General features: G+C 71.3%; 15 protein-coding genes. 9 read left to right on the top strand and 6 right to left on the bottom strand.

Going from position 1 to position 15946, the window contains the following annotated elements; all coding sequences use genetic code 11:
* The first annotated feature begins 26 nt into the window (after positions 1 to 26).
* The 4 genes from mqnE (at position 27) to ACGFYY_RS20530 (ending at position 3934) form a co-directional block, all read left to right on the top strand.
* Positions 27 to 1190, top strand: a complete 1164-nt coding sequence (gene mqnE / locus ACGFYY_RS20545) for an aminofutalosine synthase MqnE (RefSeq protein WP_150258694.1) — start codon at positions 27 to 29, stop codon at positions 1188 to 1190.
* Positions 1191 to 1299: 109 nt separating this feature from the next.
* Positions 1300 to 1824 carry a GNAT family N-acetyltransferase gene (locus tag ACGFYY_RS20540; RefSeq protein ID WP_393711089.1) on the top strand — a complete coding sequence of 175 codons (525 nt, stop codon included), beginning with the start codon at positions 1300 to 1302 and terminating at the stop codon, positions 1822 to 1824.
* A gap of 146 nt (positions 1825 to 1970) precedes the next feature.
* Positions 1971 to 2243: a DUF4229 domain-containing protein gene (locus ACGFYY_RS20535; RefSeq protein ID WP_393711196.1), complete on the top strand. Its 273-nt coding sequence runs from the start codon at positions 1971 to 1973 to the stop codon at positions 2241 to 2243.
* Between the two features lie 371 nt (positions 2244 to 2614).
* On the top strand, positions 2615 to 3934 hold the full coding sequence (locus ACGFYY_RS20530; RefSeq protein ID WP_030757993.1) for a dicarboxylate/amino acid:cation symporter: 1320 nt from the start codon (positions 2615 to 2617) through the stop codon (positions 3932 to 3934).
* 87 nt (positions 3935 to 4021) lie between these two features.
* On the opposite strand, the gene ACGFYY_RS20525 is transcribed toward ACGFYY_RS20530, so the two are convergent.
* The 5 genes from ACGFYY_RS20525 to ACGFYY_RS20505 all read right to left on the bottom strand — a co-directional run bounded on the left by ACGFYY_RS20525 (position 4022) and on the right by ACGFYY_RS20505 (position 7528).
* Complete coding sequence (locus ACGFYY_RS20525; RefSeq protein ID WP_393711086.1) at positions 4022 to 4345, bottom strand: hypothetical protein; 324 nt, start codon at positions 4343 to 4345, stop codon at positions 4022 to 4024.
* A gap of 7 nt (positions 4346 to 4352) precedes the next feature.
* Positions 4353 to 4673 carry a hypothetical protein gene (locus ACGFYY_RS20520; RefSeq protein WP_393711084.1) on the bottom strand — a complete coding sequence of 107 codons (321 nt, stop codon included), beginning with the start codon at positions 4671 to 4673 and terminating at the stop codon, positions 4353 to 4355.
* Entirely contained in the window at positions 4670 to 6070 is a 1401-nt protein-coding gene (locus ACGFYY_RS20515) for a hypothetical protein (protein WP_393711082.1), read from the bottom strand. The genes ACGFYY_RS20520 and ACGFYY_RS20515 overlap by 4 nt, the downstream gene beginning before the upstream one ends.
* Positions 6067 to 6510, bottom strand: a complete 444-nt coding sequence (locus tag ACGFYY_RS20510; protein ID WP_393711080.1) for a hypothetical protein — start codon at positions 6508 to 6510, stop codon at positions 6067 to 6069. The genes ACGFYY_RS20515 and ACGFYY_RS20510 overlap by 4 nt, the downstream gene beginning before the upstream one ends.
* Before the next feature lie 229 nt (positions 6511 to 6739).
* Entirely contained in the window at positions 6740 to 7528 is a 789-nt protein-coding gene (locus ACGFYY_RS20505) for a septum formation family protein (protein ID WP_365267691.1), read from the bottom strand.
* A 244-nt stretch (positions 7529 to 7772) separates the two neighbouring features.
* Between ACGFYY_RS20505 and ACGFYY_RS20500 the strand changes: the two genes are divergently transcribed.
* From ACGFYY_RS20500 to ACGFYY_RS20485, 4 genes are all read left to right on the top strand, one after another.
* Positions 7773 to 8684: an NAD(P)H-binding protein gene (locus tag ACGFYY_RS20500; protein ID WP_393711078.1), complete on the top strand. Its 912-nt coding sequence runs from the start codon at positions 7773 to 7775 to the stop codon at positions 8682 to 8684.
* Positions 8685 to 8783: 99 nt separating this feature from the next.
* A complete protein-coding gene (locus tag ACGFYY_RS20495) occupies positions 8784 to 10655 on the top strand; it encodes an AMP-dependent synthetase/ligase (protein WP_393711194.1) in 1872 nt (623 codons plus the stop codon).
* A 94-nt stretch (positions 10656 to 10749) separates the two neighbouring features.
* Positions 10750 to 12384: an alpha/beta hydrolase gene (locus ACGFYY_RS20490; protein WP_393711076.1), complete on the top strand. Its 1635-nt coding sequence runs from the start codon at positions 10750 to 10752 to the stop codon at positions 12382 to 12384.
* A gap of 105 nt (positions 12385 to 12489) precedes the next feature.
* A complete protein-coding gene (locus ACGFYY_RS20485; RefSeq protein WP_393711074.1) occupies positions 12490 to 13020 on the top strand; it encodes a hypothetical protein in 531 nt (176 codons plus the stop codon).
* Positions 13021 to 13048: 28 nt separating this feature from the next.
* On the opposite strand, the gene ACGFYY_RS20480 is transcribed toward ACGFYY_RS20485, so the two are convergent.
* The gene (locus tag ACGFYY_RS20480) at positions 13049 to 13645 is read right to left on the bottom strand and encodes a dihydrofolate reductase family protein (protein WP_393711072.1); all 597 of its coding nucleotides are present in this window, start codon (positions 13643 to 13645) and stop codon (positions 13049 to 13051) included.
* 366 nt (positions 13646 to 14011) lie between these two features.
* Between ACGFYY_RS20480 and ACGFYY_RS20475 the strand changes: the two genes are divergently transcribed.
* Entirely contained in the window at positions 14012 to 15739 is a 1728-nt protein-coding gene (locus tag ACGFYY_RS20475) for a lytic transglycosylase domain-containing protein (protein WP_393711069.1), read from the top strand.
* The last annotated feature ends 207 nt before the right edge of the window (positions 15740 to 15946 follow it).

Raw genomic sequence — 15946 nt, 5'->3', positions numbered from 1 at the left:
AGGCATCTAGAGGAGGCGACCGGTACATGGACGCTGGGCTCAAGCGTGAGCTGGAGGAGAAGGTCCGCTCCGGCGAGCGGCTGACCCGTGAGGACGGCATCGCCCTCTACGAGTCGGACGACCTGGCCTGGCTCGGTGGCCTCGCCCATGAGGTGCGCACGCGCAAGAACGGTGACGTCGTCCACTTCAACGTCAACCGGCACCTCAACATGACGAACGTGTGCACCGCCTCGTGCGCGTACTGCTCGTTCCAGCGCAAGCCGGGCGAGAAGGACGCGTACACGATGCGCATCGAGGAGGCCGTGCGCCTGGCCAAGGCCATGGAGAACGACAACCTCACCGAGCTGCACATCGTCAACGGTCTGCACCCGAACCTGCCGTGGCGCTACTACCCGCGCTCGCTCTCCGAGCTCAAGAAGGCGCTGCCGAACGTCTCGCTGAAGGCGTTCACGGCGACCGAGATCCACCACTTCGAGACGATCTCGGGGATGTCGGCCTCCGACATCCTCGACGAGCTGATCGAGGCCGGCCTGGAGTCGCTCACCGGTGGCGGCGCGGAGATCTTCGACTGGGAGGTCCGCCAGCACATCGTCGACCACCGCACCCACTGGGAGGACTGGTCGCGCATCCACCGGCTCGCGCACGAGAAGGGTCTGAAGACCCCCTCGACCATGCTGTACGGGCACATCGAGGAGCCGCGCCACCGCGTGGACCACGTGCTGCGGCTGCGCGAGCTCCAGGACGAGACCGGCGGTTTCCAGGTCTTCATCCCGCTGCGCTACCAGCACGACTTCGTGGACATGCAGGACGGCAAGGTACGCAACAAGCTCCAGGCGCGTACGACGATGGCGACCGGCGCCGAGGCGCTGAAGACCTTCGCCGTCTCGCGACTGCTCTTCGACAACGTGCCGCACGTCAAGGTCTTCTGGGTGATGCACGGCGTGCAGACCGCCCAGCTCGCGCTGCAGCACGGCGCGGACGACATGGACGGCTCGGTCGTCGAGTACAAGATCACGCATGACGCGGACAACTACGGCACCCCTAACAAGCTGGGCCGTGACGACCTGCTGGAGCTGATCCGGGAAGCCGGCTTCCGCCCGGTCGAGCGCAACACGCGCTACGAGATCATCCGCGAGTACCCCGGTCCGGACGCGAACCTGCGCGAGACCCCGCAGGCGATGCGCGTCTGACGCGCCGATCCCGGTTCGAGCAGCCGGAAGCCCCGGTCCCCGGTGGACCGGGGCTTCCGGCGTCCCCGGTGTCGTTGCCCCGCGCATGAGTAATAGATAATCTGCGCGGGTGCCCCTTACTTTCACCTTTGATCCGAACGTCGACCCCGCCCTGCGCGAGGGCCTCGTCGACCTGTGGACCGACGCTTCCAACGCCGGCGGAGCCATCGGCTTCGTACCGCCCGTCACCCGCGACGACATCCGGCCCGAGCTGATCAAGCACCTCGTGGCGCTGATCGAGGGTCGGCACCGCCTGGTCGTGGGGCGCGACCGGGACGGCCGGATCGGGGCGGCCGCGTTCCTCGCGTTCAACTCGCACCGGCTGCAGCGGCACTGGATCTGGGTCTACACGGTCATGGTCCACCCCGACCTCCAGGGCCGGGGCGCCGGCCGCGCGTTGATGGAGGCCGTCGCCGACGCCGCCCGCACGCTGGACGGCATCGACGCCATCCGCCTCGGCTGTCGCGGCGGTCTCGGCCTGGAGCACTTCTACGCCGCCTGCGGCTACAAGGAGGTCGGGCGCGTCCCCGGCGCCCTCCGGGTGGCCCCCGGCGACGACCGGGACGACATCACGATGCTGCTGCCGCTGCACTGACGTGCGGCCGTGCCCGCCGCCGCACCCCGGAGGGCGGGAGCGGGTCCCCGGCGTGCTTCACTGGACGGGCACCAGCCGCCGACCACGACGAGAGAGAAGGGGTCACCGTGTCCCTCAAGCCGAGCGCAACGATCCGCTACACCGCGATGCGCCTGGGCATCTTCGTCGGATGCCTCGTCGTCGTCGCGGGCCTCGTCCGGCTCGGCTGGGTGCCCGCGGGGCTCGGGGAGGCCAATGTCGCCTGGGTCGTCCTGCTCGCCATCGTGATCTCCGCCCCCCTCTCCTTCGTCCTGCTGCGCAAGCAGCGCGACGAGATGTCCACGCAGATCTCCGGGCGCGTCGCGGGTGCGAAGGAGAAGCTCGCCGCGAACCGCAGCCAGGAGGACCAGGCGGACGACGCGGCGCGCGTCACCTCGTAACGCCATAGTTGGGTTCATCACACATCGAACCGCCCCAGCATCGGGTATACCGCCCGTAACGCTGGGGCGGTCGTGGTTTCCGGGTCGGCGCAAGAGGGCCTCGTGCGCCGTTGTCTCAAAGCACCCCTTTGAGATTCTCAAAGGGGAAGTGTTAGCGTGTTCAACATGTTGACCACAGCTGCGCACCCCATGATCACGAGCGTTCCGCTCGTGACGCGCCTGCACGTCGACCTCTGCCGCCGCGCGTCCGCGGCCTGTTGCTGTTGAGCTGAATCGATACAGCAGCCGTCCCGGCCGGCCCTTCTGGCTGCTGCCGCACCGCTTCACCACCGCAGTACTTCCCCCCTGTCTACGTGCGCCACCTCCGGAGAGTGTCCGTGTCCGCGACCCCCCAGGCCCCCGCCAAGGCCTCGTTCAAGTTCCCCTTCTGGGCCCAGATCGTCGCCGGTCTCGCCCTCGGTGTCCTCTTCGGTTGGATAGCCCGCAGCCAGGACATCAGCTGGCTCGGCACCACCCTGGAGAAGACCGGCGACATCTTCGTCCAGCTGCTGAAGCTGGCCATCGCCCCGCTCGTCTTCTTCGCGATCCTGGTGTCGATCACCAACCTGCGGAAGGTGAACAACGCGGCGCGCCTCGCCTCCCGCACCCTCCTCTGGTTCATGATCACCTCGCTGATCGCGGTCGGCATCGGCATCGCCATCGGCCTGCTGACCGACCCCGGTTCCGGCACCGGCCTCACCGCGGCCGACGGCAAGGACCCGAAGAAGACCGGCTCCTGGATCGACTTCCTCACCGGGATCGTGCCGACGGACATCGTCACGCCGTTCACCGAGCTGAAGGTCCTCCAGATCGTCTTCCTGGCCGTCGTCGCCGGTATCGCCGCCCTCCAGCTGGGCGCCAAGGCCAAGCCGGTCCTCGACCTCGCCGAGTCCGCCCTGGAGCTGCTCCAGAAGGCCCTGTGGTGGGTCATCCGCCTCGCCCCGATCGGCACCATCGGCCTCATCGGCACCGCGATCGCCACGTACGGCTGGGACCTCATCGGCAAGTACGCGACCTTCACCGCCGACGTCTACATCGGCTGCGCCCTCGTGATGTTCGGCGTCTACCCGCTGCTGCTCGCGACGGTCGCCAAGGTCAGCCCGCTGCAGTTCTTCAAGGGCGCCTGGCCCGCCATCCAGTTGGCCTTCGTCTCCCGCTCCTCGGTCGGCACCATGCCGGTCACCCAGAAGGTCACCGAGCGCCTCGGCGTCCCGAAGGAGTACGCCTCCTTCGCCGTCCCGTTCGGCGCCACCACCAAGATGGACGGCTGCGCCGCGATCTACCCGGCCCTCGCCGCCATCTTCATCGCGCAGATCTTCGACGTGCAGCTCGGCATCAAGGAGTACCTGCTCATCGTCTTCGTCTCGGTCATCGGCTCGGCCGCCACGGCCGGTCTGACGGGTGCCACCGTCATGCTGACGCTGACCCTGTCCACGCTGGGCCTGCCGCTCGCCGGCGTCGGCCTGCTGCTGGCGATCGACCCGATCCTGGACATGATGCGCACCGCCACCAACGTGGCCGGCCAGGCCCTGGTCCCGGTCATCGTCTCGGCCCGCGAGGGGATCCTGGACAAGGAGGCCTACGCCTCCGCCTCGGCCTCCCCGCTGGACGAGCCCGCCCCGGCCGCCGAGCAGGTCGTGGTCGCGGCCTGACCCGCACCGCTCCGCAGAGCGTCCGCCGCGGCCCCCGCCCCCCACCGGGCGGGGGCCGCGGCGTTCGCGTTTCCTCGGACCGCGGCGTCAGACCGTCTGCGCGCGGACGTAGGCGACCGTCGCCAGCAGGAACGGCAGGGCGAACCACCAACGGCCCATGGTCCGCAGGAACAACGGGGTGATGGTGATCAACAGCCCTACGAGGCACAGCACCAGGGAGCAGCCGGCCAGGAAGCGGACGTCCCCGCGCAGCACGTCGTCGTCGGGGTCCGGCCGCATCGACAGGGCGGTGCAGCAGGTGAACAGTGCCGGGACGTAGGAGAGGGCGAGCGGTATCCCGAGGACCCACTGCAGGCAGCCGCGGTCCTCGGGCAGGTCGATGCTCTCGCGGGGAAGCCTCGTCCGCCTCATCCGCGCCTCATCCGAGCGTCGCGCCGCGGACGAACGCGATCAGTCCGAGGAGCAGGGGCGGGGCGAACCACCACGGGCCCATGGCCCGGCGCACGCTCGGTACGGCGGTGATCAGCAGGCCCAGCACGCTCAAGGACACGGAGACCAGGCACAGGGCGCCGACGTTCTCGTAGCCCTGGTCGTCCCACTCGCCCCGGGGTCCGGCGAACAGGGCCCCGAACACGGCGGCGGCGTTCAGCAGGTGGATGATCCCGAGCGGAACACCCAGCACCCACCGCAGGCAACCCCGGTCCTCGGGCAGGTCGATGCTCTCGCGGGGGTACGTCATCGCATTGCGTCCTTCGCTTGGCCGAGGTTCCCGACGAAGCGGTCACCGTAGCCCTGGGCCTTGGGAAGGTCCCAGTAGGGACCTCCGTTGTAGCGGGCGGCGATCTCCCGCATCTGGGCCTCCGTCATCTGATCGGCCGGCACGTCGGCGAGACCGCTCTCCGCCTTGATCTGGGCCAGGAAACCGGCCGCTATGAACGCATTCTGCTTGGGGTCCTGGAGCGCCTCCTCCACCAGGGTCCGCTGGTGGTCGCTGAGGTTCGCCGGATCGTAGCCGAGCACTTCGGCGCCGCGCCGGAGCTGGATGGCGATCGGTCCGTACGAGGTCTCGTCCAGCTTGCCGCCCAGGCGCCACGGAAGGTTCTCGGGGGTGACCGGGCTCAGGCCCCAGGGGGCCGCGGCCTGTTCGCGGATCGTGCCGGTCACGTCGTCCAGCAGGCCGGGCTGGTAGCCGCCGATCTCCTGCCAGGCCACGCCCGCGACCAACTCCTCCGGCAGGCCCGCGTTCTTGGCCGCCGCCCGCAGGACCTCCTTGTTCTGGGAGATCCACTCCGCGTGCATGCCGTCCGTGACCAGGGGGACCCAGTAGTTGTCGGCGGCGTCCGGCAGCCCGGCGACCCGCATCCGGATGTCGCGGAGCTGCGGGGAGACCGGGGTGTCCGGCCCCACCGGGCCGGTCATGTCCTTCTTCGGGCCGCTGCCCGGCAGATGGGTCAGCGGGTCGGTCCGGGCCTCGGCCGCCTCGCGGCGGATGTCGGCCATGGCCGCGTAGAGATCGACCCCGCCCCCGCCGCCCTTCAGCCGGAACTCGGGCAGCAGTTCGTACGCCTGCTTCAGGGCGTGGACGCATACGCCGCGCGCCTCCCGCTCGACGTTCTTCGCCAGCTGGAAGTCGCCGCCCGCCTCGTCGTGGAGGCGGTTCGCCTCGTCGCGGATGTCGTCCACGTCCATCGTGAGCTCGGCGAGACCGTCGAGGAAACCGGTCGTCGCCCGCATGTCCTCCCACTGGCGCATGGGCTCCGCCTCCTGAGCCGTGCGCGTGACGGCGGTGCCCTTCGTGGCGATCAGGGAGGCGAGTTTGCGTTCGGATCCCTTGCCGTTCGCGTAGTGGGACTTGGCGGTCGTCAGGGCCGCCGCGTACGCGTGCAGGGCGCTCGCGGCCTTGTCGTACCCCTCGGCGATGTGCTGCACGAGCTGCCGGGCCTCGGACAGGCGCGCGGTGTAGGTGTGGCTCCCGTCGCTCTGCCACCGGGTACCGGTCTCGGCGCGTCGGGCGGGCTCCTCGACCTGCACGAGCAGATCGCGCAGGCGCTTGAACTCGGCGGCGTTGCGCTCCACCAGGGCCGGGTTGCACTCCTCCAGGAACTCGACGTCCTTGCGGTGGCTGATCCCGCTCACTTGGCCTCCGGTTCCACGTACCGGCCCGATTCGAGGAGGCCCGAGAGGAAGGACCGGGCGGTGTCGTCATCGACCTGGGCGAAGTGGGTGCCGGTCGTCCTCAGTCGGGTGGCCAGGGCGGCGAACAGGCCGATCGTGTCCTTGAACTGGTCGTCGGCGAACCGTGCGAAGCGCAGGACCTGGGCCGAGACGTCGCCATGGGCGCGCGGCGCGCGGGCCATCGTGCTCGCGTCGCCGTCGGGCCGGCCCTCGTGGAGGAGGGCGGCGATCTCGATCAGCAGGTTGGCGTTGCCGTTGATGGAGGTGGCGCCGGCCACCAGGGTGCCGGCGGGGCTTCCCGGCGCACCGCCGTCCGCGGGCGCGTGGTCGATGCGCATGACGGGTGAGTGCTGTGCGAGGGCGGCGGCCTTGTGCTGGGCCCATTCCGCGTCGAACGACATGTATCCCCTGGATAGTTGATAACTGGACATGGCCAGAATCAGCTGGTCATGTGCATGCTAATACGGGGATTTCCGCCTACGGAACCTCGCAGTCCCGCTATGGACCCGAGACGCGGTAGCCGCCCGTCCGGTTCCGCGACGGGCCTGGGTGTACCTCCTCGCATGCCGCAGGCCCCGCCCCCTGTCGGGGCGAGGCCTGTGGTGAGCGGTGGTGATGCGGCGGCTCGGGTCAGGAGCCGGTGGCGCGGACCGATCCGGTCGTGGGGCCGGCGGGGTCACCCACGAAGCAGGTGACCTCGCGGTCGCCGAGGAGCCAGCTGGCGGCCTGCGGGTAGTAGTAGTAGACCTCCAGCTTCTCCGAGGACTTCGCGTTGTCGCCCACGTACGAGGCGAGGTCGGTGCCGCTGCACTTCTCCTCGGCGGCCGCGGTGACCTTCTCCGTGCCCGGGTACGTGCCGCCGTCCAGGTCGAACACCGCGTACGCCTCGCCCTTGTGCGGCTGGTCGCAGGGCACGATGCGCACCGAGCGGGCGGCCTGGGTGCCGTCCTCGTCGTTGTACTGGGCCAGGTCGTCGTTCGTGTTGAAGCAGTCGCCCTTGCGGATCTCGGTCACGCCGCTGGAGGTCGGGCCGGTGACCGTGCCGCCGGAGTCGCGCTTCTTCGTCGTGTCGTCGTCCAGCGCGCCGGTGAGGCCGAGGACCACGAAGGTCCCGTAGAAGACGATGACCAGGCTGTGGATGACGATCGCCGAGATGGCCAGGCCCTTGCCCTTCTCGCCGCGGGCCTTGATCTGGGAGAGGGCGATGATGCCGAGGATGATGGGCACCAGCGGGATTCCGCAGACCAGCGCCATGACGAACCCGACGATGGCCAGCGTGTTGGTCTTCTGCGGCTGCGGGGGGTACCAGCCCTGCGGGGCGCCGCCGTACGGCGGGGGGACGGGCTGTCCCGGCGGTCCGTACGGGCCGGGCTGTCCGTACGGGCCGGGGGACGACGGAGGCTGCGGTGGTATGGACATGCGTGTGGAGCTCCTTGCTCAGAGGGTGAGACGCAACGAACGGCCCGGCAGTCGCAACGCACCGACGCATGCCTGCACGTGGTCTTTACGCCGCCCCTACGCTACCTGCCACCGCCGACAGCCCTCGGGCCGCCCGCCCCGGTGATCCCGCGCCCGGCCCGCCCGACCGGAGCCTGGACGCCGGGACATGTATCTGAGCGGGACGACCATGTCGCGTCCAGACGGCGGCGGATTGACTGGTCACATGACGACGACGAAGAACAACACGGCGAACAACACGGGGAACGGCACGGCGAACGACACGACCACCAAGCCGATCCTGGTCCTGGGCAGCACCGGGAGGACCGGGAGCCGCGTGGCCGCGCAGCTGCGCCGGCGCGGACACGAGGTCCGGGGCGCCTCCCGCAAGGGGCCCGTCACCTTCGACTGGAACGACCGGAACACCTGGGAGCAGGTGGTGGAGGGAGCCGGCGCGGCCTATCTGGTCGATTCGCAACTCCCCGACGCCGCCGAGTCGATGCGCTCGTTCACCCGGCTGGCCGTGGCCTCCGGGGTGGAGCGGCTGGTGCTGCTCTCCGCCCGCGACTGGGTGGTGCCTGAGGGCGAGGAGAAGCTCCCCTGCGAGCGCGCGGTCCGCGAGTCCGGTGCGAGCTGGACCATCCTCAAGCCGTCCTGGTTCTTCCAGAACTTCAGCGAGGACCCGTTCCTCCACGCGCAGGTCCAGAGCGGCGAGGTCGTGATGTCGGCCGGTGACGGCGTCGAGCCGTTCATCGACGCCGAGGACATCGCCGCGGTCGCCGTGGCCGCCCTCACCGAGGAGGGGCACGGCGGGCAGGCCTACGAACTGTCCGGCCCGCGCCTGCTGAGCCTGGATTCCGTGGTCGACGAGATCGCCCGGGCCACCGGCCGGGTCATCACCTACCGTCCGCTCCCGCCCGAGGAGTTCGCCGCCTACGCCGGGGGCCACGGTGTGCCGGAGGAGTTCGTCGGCCTGCTGAACCTGCTCTACGGCTGGATCGCCGAGGGCCGCTTCGCCACCCTCGCCGACGGCGTGCAGCGGGTGCTCGGCCGGGAGCCCCGGGACTTCGCCGACTATGTGCGGACGGCTGCCGCGTCCGGCGTGTGGGGCGGTGGCGGTGGCGTGGAGCGTCCGTGAAGAACGGCTCCGAGGGCTGGTCGGAGCGGGTTACCCCTACGTAAATTACCGGCGGTAACCCTCGCACCGAGCCAAGGAGAGTGCGCCGTGGGAGCCGAGCTGAGGCAGGTCGGGGCCGTACAACCGGTCGAACCCGTCAAGACCGTGATCGACGGAGTGGTCCGCGAGGTCCGGGTACCCGCACTGGTGGGCCCCCCGGACCGGGGATCCCTCGGGGACATCCCCTTCCAGAACGCCTGGGAGGCCCCGACGGAAGCGGTGCTCGCCCGCAAGGACCGGGACGGCGTCTGGCACGATGTGTCGGCCGCGCAGTTCGCGTCCGAGGTGCTCGCCGTGGCCAAGGGCCTGATCGCCGAAGGGCTCCGGGAGGGCGACCGGCTCGCCATCATGGCCCGTACGACCTACGAGTGGACCCTGCTCGACTTCGCCGGCTGGGCCGCCGGCCTGGTCACCGTACCGATCTACCCCACCTCCTCCGCCCTCCAGGCCCGCTGGATCATCCAGGACTCCGGGGCCGTGGCCTGCGCCGTCGAGGACACCGCACAGGCCCGGCTCATCAGCGGCGAACGCGGCAACCTGCCCTGGCTGACCCACCTCTGGGAATTCGACACCGGAGCGCTGGCCCGGCTGGTCAAGGCCGGGGAACGCATCCCCGACGCGGTGGTGCACCACCGGCGGGCCGCCCGCACACCGGACTCCGTCGCCACCCTCATCTACACCTCCGGCACCACCGGCCGGCCCAAGGGATGCGTGATCACCCACGCGAACTTCTTCGCCCAGGTGGACAACGCGGTGGAGCTGCTGCACCCCGTCTTCAGATCCGTCAGCAAGGACCCCGCCTCCACCCTGCTCTTCCTGCCGCTCAGCCACGTCTTCGGGCGGATGGTGGCCGTCGGCTGCATGCGGGCCCGCGTCAAGCTCGGACACGCGCCCAGCATCCGTACCGAGGACCTCCTCGCCGACCTCGCCGGCTTCCGACCCACCTTCCTCCTGGCCATCCCCTACGTACTGGAGAAGGTCTACAACACCGCCCGCGCCACCGCCGAGAAGATGGGCCGGGCCGCCTCCTTCGACCGGGCCGCCCGCATCGCGCAGCGCTTCGCCGAGATCGCCGAGGACAAGACCCCCGGACCCGTGCTGCGCCTGGCCCGATCCGTCTACGACCCGCTCGTCTACCGGCGCATCCGGGCCGCGCTCGGCGGCCGCGTCCGGTACGTCCTGAGCGGCGGATCACCGCTGGGCCGACGGCTCGCCGCCTTCTACACCGGCGCCGGCATCGAGGTGTTCGAGGGCTACGGGCTGACCGAGACCACCGGCGCCAGCACCGTGACCCCACCGCAGCGGCCCCGCCTCGGCACCGTCGGCTGGCCGCTGCCGGGCACCGGTGTACGGATCGCCGACGACGGGGAGGTGCTGCTGAGCGGCGGCCACGTCTTCGCCGGCTACTGGAACGCCGCGCAGGCGGCCCCGTACGGGACCTGGCTGGCCACCGGCGACATAGGCGAGCTCGACGCCGACGGATACCTGACCATCACCGGCCGCAAGAAGGAGATGATCATCACCTCCGGCGGCAAGAACGTGGCCCCGGCACCGCTGGAGGACTGGCTGCGGGCCCATCCGCTGGTCGGCCAGTGCATGGTCGTCGGCGACAACCGGCCGTACATCACCGCGCTGATCACCCTCGAACCCGACGGGCTGCAGCACTGGCGCCAGATGCACAAGAAGCAGAACATGCCGATGCGCGAGCTCGTACGGGACGAGGAACTGCGGGCGGACCTCCAGCGGGCGGTGGACGAGGCGAACCGGCTGGTCTCACGGGCCGAGTCGATCCGCCGCTTCACCGTCCTGGCCGCCGATTTCACCGAGGCGCGCGGCCACCTGACCCCGTCCCTGAAACTCCGGCGGGGCGCGATCGCCCGGGACTACGCGGACCGGATCCAGGAGCTGTACCGGGGGCCCCGGGAGGACTGAGCGAGCCCGGGGCCGCGCCCACCGGGCCGGCGGGCCCCGCGGCCCCGGTCTATGGTGGGCAGATGGGTCCGGGGGGCCGCCCGAGGAGGGCGCAGTGCACCGTTCCCGATTCCGTACGGTCATAGCCGCCGGCGCAGCGGCCGGCGTGCTGATCCTGGGCTCGCTGGGGGCCGCCCCGCCGCCCACCCCGCGCCCCGCCGCGAGCCCGACGCCCGCCCCCAGCGGTGACGCCGACCCCCTGGCGCGGTTCCACACCCAGCCCGTCCACTGGGGCGCCTGCCCCGACAAACCGGTCCCCGCCGAGATGCGGTGCGCCGTCGTCAAGGTCCCGCTCGACTACGCCGCCCCGGGCAAGGGCACGGTCGAGGTGGCCCTGGGCCGGCTCCCGGCCACCGACCCGGACCGGCGCATCGGCTCGCTCCTGATCAACTTCGGCGGCCCCGGCGCTTCGGGCATGGCCGGCCTCGCCGCCGACCCCAAGTCGTTCGCCGACCTCGGCGAACGCTACGACCTCATCGGCTTCGACCCCCGCGGTGTGGGCCACAGCGACCCCGTCTCCTGCGCCGGCTCCCGGGAACCCGAGATCGACCCGAACGCCGACACCGCCGCGATCCTCGCCGCCATGCGGGAAGCGGTCGCCCAGTGCCGACGCGCCTCCGGCCCGGTGCTCGCGCACATCGGAACCGTCGACGTCGCCCGCGACATGGACGTGATCCGCCGCGTCCTCGGGGACGACAAGCTCAACTACCTCGGCTTCTCCTACGGGTCCCGGCTCGGGGCCGTGTACGCCGCCCAGTTCCCCCGTACCACCGGCCGTATGGTCCTCGACGGCATCGACACCCTCACCGAACCGATGACCGAGCAGGCCCTCACCTCGGCCCGCGCCCAGCAGCGGGCCCTGGACAACTTCCTGACCTGGTGCGCCCACCAGATCGACTGCGTCTACGGGACGAACACCCGCACCGCCAAGGAGAAGGTGGCGGCCCTGGTGGAGCGGCTCGACCAGAAGCCGCTGGTCGGCCGCGACGGCACGGACGTGACCGGCTTCGCCGCCTCCCTCGCGATCGGCGAGGCCCTGTACTCACCGCAGGCCTGGCCGATGCTCGCCAAGGCGCTGGCCCTGGCGGAGACCGAGGAGGACCCGGCCGGGCTGCTGGCGCTGCTCGGCCTGGAGGAGTCGCCGGACCCGACGGACCCGACCGGACCGCCCGCGCCGACCGACCCGCCGACGTCACCGGAGTCACCGGACGCGGCGCAGGGCGACGGCTTCGGGTCGGTGCCCGCCGACAACGCCGCCGCCGCACTCGCCGCCGTGTCCTGCGCCGATGACCCGGACCGGTCGATCGACAAGGCCGACCCGGCCGCGCTGGAGCGGGAGTTCGAGCAACTGGACGGCGAATTCCGCCAGGTCTCCGAGGTGTTCGGGCCGCGGCAGCTGGTGACCTTGCTCGCGTGCTACGGCTGGCCCGCCGGCACCGACTACATCCGGAAGATCGACCACCCCGGGGCGCCGCCGATGCTGCTGGTCGGCACCCGCGGCGACCCGGCGACGCCGTACGAATGGACGGAGGAGACGGCCGAACGGCTCGGCTCGGCGGTGATCGTGGACCACAAGGGCGACGGGCACACCGGATTCGCGAGCTCGCCCTGCGTACGGGAGTACATCAACGACTTCCTGCTCTACGGGCGGCTGCCGTCCGGGACCCGGTCCTGCGTGGCCGGAGAGTGACCGGACGTCGGGCCTCCGCCGACACCCCGCGTCGCCGCCCCTCCCCGTGGGTATGCGCCACCGAGGGACCGAGGGGGGCGGGGCGTGGTGGGGCGTGGTGCGCGCGTGTGGGGGCGGGGGGTCGCCGGGGTCGGGACGGTGGTGGTCCTCGGCCTCGCGGGGTGGCTGACGTGGCTGCTGCCCGGGCCGCAGATGGCCGCGGTGCTCGGGTTCGGGCCCGTCGACGGGGTCGTGTCCATCCAGGAGTGCTACGAGGCGAGCGACGCAGAGGGCTATGCGACCGGTACCGACTGCACCGGCCGGTACACCCCCCGGCGGTCGGACGGGCCGCCCCGCGACATGGTGCTGGACACGGCCGCCGACGACTACCGGCCCGGGACCCGGGTGGAGGTCAGGACGGCGCGGGGGAGGGCGTACGAACTGTCGGGCGGCGCCGTGTTCCGCTTCGGCACCGTCATCGGCCTGCTGCTGGTGCCCTTCCTGGTCCTGGCGGCCTGGCTGTTCGCCTGCGCGCGCCAGGGCAGGGTGGCGGACGGCGAAGGCTATGTCCTCCTCGCCCTGGCCGGCCTGGTCATCGCGATCGTGCCGGCGGCAGTCGCCGGAATCCTGGTCGAGATCGGCATGCTGATCTTCTGACCGCCGCGGCCCCCGCCGTCCGCGCGGCTCAGCTCTCGGCGATCGGGCGGTAGGTGCACACGTGCACACCGGCCGGGCTGATCGCCGTGGAGACCAGTTCGAGCGTGCGCAGCCCGCCGTCGGCCGGGAAGATCGACTTACCGCCGCCGAGCAGCACCGGCATGACCATCAGCCGGAGTTCGTCGACCAGGCCCTCGCCCAACAGGGTGCGTACGAGGGTGGGGCTGCCCATGACCACCAGGTCGCCGCCCTCGGCCGCGTGCAGCTCCCGGAGGTGGTCGACGGCCTTGTCGCCGGCGATGAGCGTGGTGTTGTGCCACGTCAGATCGGCCTCGTCCAACGTCCGGGAGACGACGTACTTCGGGACGGAGTTCATCCGGTCGGCGAACGGGTCGCCCGCCCGGTCGGGCCACGCCGCGGCCATCGTCTGCCACGTGCGGCGCCCGAACAGCAGGGCCTCGGCGTTCTCCATCGCCTCGCTGAAGGAGCCGCCGACCACCTCCGGGTCGAAGAACGGGTGCGACCAGCCGCCGTGGGCGAAGCCGCCGTCGTCGTCCTCGCCCTGGCCGCCCGGGGCCTGCACGACCCCGTCCAGGCTGATGAACTCGGTGATGACGATGCGCATGGGGTTCGTTCCTCTGCCTCGGTCCGGTGTGTACGGAAGGGAGACCGCCGCGCTCCCCTGAACTCATCGCACCCGGCCGGACTTTGCCGAGTGAGCTGGGTCACATCATCGGCGGCTGTCGTAGTGCCTTCGGCCGCCTTCCCGACCGGCGGGAGATGGTAGAAATCCACTGTCGCCGGGGTGATTCGGGCGAGTGGGTCGGACGTCTGTCCAATCGGTCGTGAGACCCGGGTGAAGTCGAGACGAATGGTGTGTCACTTCTCCGGAGGCGACGGCGAGTCGGCGGCGAATACCTGATAGACAGTGGATATTCACGGCTGGACCAGCCGTATACATTTGACGGCTCCTTGGGGGGATCGCCGCACTGTGAAGCCGCTTCACCGCCACCTCGTCAACACCTCGCGCAAGGTCCTGTGCACGGCCGCGCTCGCGGCCAGCCTGACCACCGCCGCGGTCGTGAGCAACCCGTCGACCGCCGACGCGGGAGAGTCCGAGCCCACTCCGGACAGTCCGCAGGCCGCCGACCGCGGTGACGCCCGGCTGGACCTGCCCGACATCGTCGCCGACCCGCCGCCCACCGGGGTGGGGGCTCCGGAGGGCGCCAGCGGGATACCCGCGACCGCCCTCGACGCCTACCACCGCGCCGAGCTGTCGGTGGCCGCCGCGCTCCCCAACTGCAAGCTGCCCTGGGCGCTGCTCGCGGGCATCGGCCGGGTGGAGTCCGTCCACGCCTCGGGCTACGGGCTGAAGGCGGACGGTTATACCGAGAAGCCCATCCGCGGACCCCGCCTCGACGGCAACGGCTTCGCCGAGATCCGGGACACGGACAAGGGCGAGTGGGACGCGGACGCGGTGTACGACCGGGCCGTCGGCCCGATGCAGTTCATCCCCTCGACCTGGGCCAAGTGGGGCGCCGACGGCAACGGCGACGCCAAGCGGGACCCGAACAACATCTACGACGCGGCCCTGGGCGCGGGTCTCTACCTGTGCGCGGGAGACCGCGACCTGTCGAACGAGGCCAAGCTCGACCAGGCGATCCTCAGCTACAACAACTCCCGCGAGTACGTGAACACCGTGCTCGGCTTCATGCGCCAGTACCAGACCGGCGGCGTCGGCGAGGTGCCGAACCCGCCCGTCGGGGACTACCCGACGCAGCCGCCCGGCACCCTGCCCACCCCGCAGGTGCCGGTCACCCCGTCGAATCCGGTGACACCGACGCCGACGCCGACCCCCAAGCCGACGCCGACGCCGACGCCGACCCCGACTCCGACCCCGGAGCAGCCGAAGCCGACCACCCCGCGCCTGGCGGAGCTGACGGTCCTCGGCGGTCCCGGCCTCACGGCCGAGGCCGGTGCCGCCTTCGTGGAGGTCCCCCGGGTCAAGGTGCTCCTGAGCGACGGCAAGCCCGCCGTCAACCAGGAGGTGGTCTTCGCGGTCGAGAAGGACACCACCGGCGGCACGCGCTTCGGGACCGCGGACTCCCTGGTGGTCAAGGCGGGCGCCGACGGCATCGCCGCCGCGCCCGGGCTCAAGGCGGGCGCCAAGGCCGGCACCTTCACGCTGCGGGCCTCGGCCTACGACCCGCAGGGCGGGTTCACCGTGAACTTCGACGGCAAGGTCACGGTGACGGTCGCCGACAAGCTGTCCCGCGCGGACGGCGCGAAGGTGCCGGAGGCGGTCGCCGGCAAGAGCTTCACCGGTGTGGAGGTCTTCGCCACCGCCGCCGGGAAGCCCGTCGCGGGTACCGAGGCCATCGCCGACCTGGTCGTGAAGGGCGCCGACGGCACGTGGGTCCCGGTGGACCCGGAGACGGCGAAGGCCCCGTTCTTCAAGGACGAGGCCGGGAAGCCGGTCTTCGGTCGGCTGCTGGCCAAGACCGCCGCCGACGGCAAGATCGTCCTGCCGGAGCTGTTCACCACGGACGTGGCCCCGGGCACCTACTTCGTGCGCCTGACCACCAAGGAGAAGGTGACCTTCGTCCTGGAGCTCAAGGTCGTCGCTCCGGCCACCACCCCGACCACACCCACCACCCCGACGACCCCGACGACCCCGACCCCGGACCCGGTCCCCGCGAAGGACCCGGCCCGCCCCTGAGGCCGTACGCCAGTGGCCCCCGGCACCGTTTCCACGGTGCCGGGGGCCACTGCGTCACCCGGCACCGCTGCCGCCGGTCCCGCCCGCGTACGCGCTGGGGGCCCCCCCGGGGGCCCGCGGCGGGCCCCCGCGCGGGGGCGCCCCCCCCCCGCCGGGGGGGCTAAGTGTGGGCGGCCGGGGCGACAGGGGCCGGGGGGGGGGCGCGGG

Origin of the sequence: Streptomyces sp. NPDC048331 (genome assembly GCF_043201215.1) — a bacterium.
In the GTDB taxonomy this organism is placed as follows: domain Bacteria; phylum Actinomycetota; class Actinomycetes; order Streptomycetales; family Streptomycetaceae; genus Streptomyces.
Note: the sequence above shows the minus strand (reverse complement) of the source record. Positions and strands in the feature narration are given on the sequence as shown.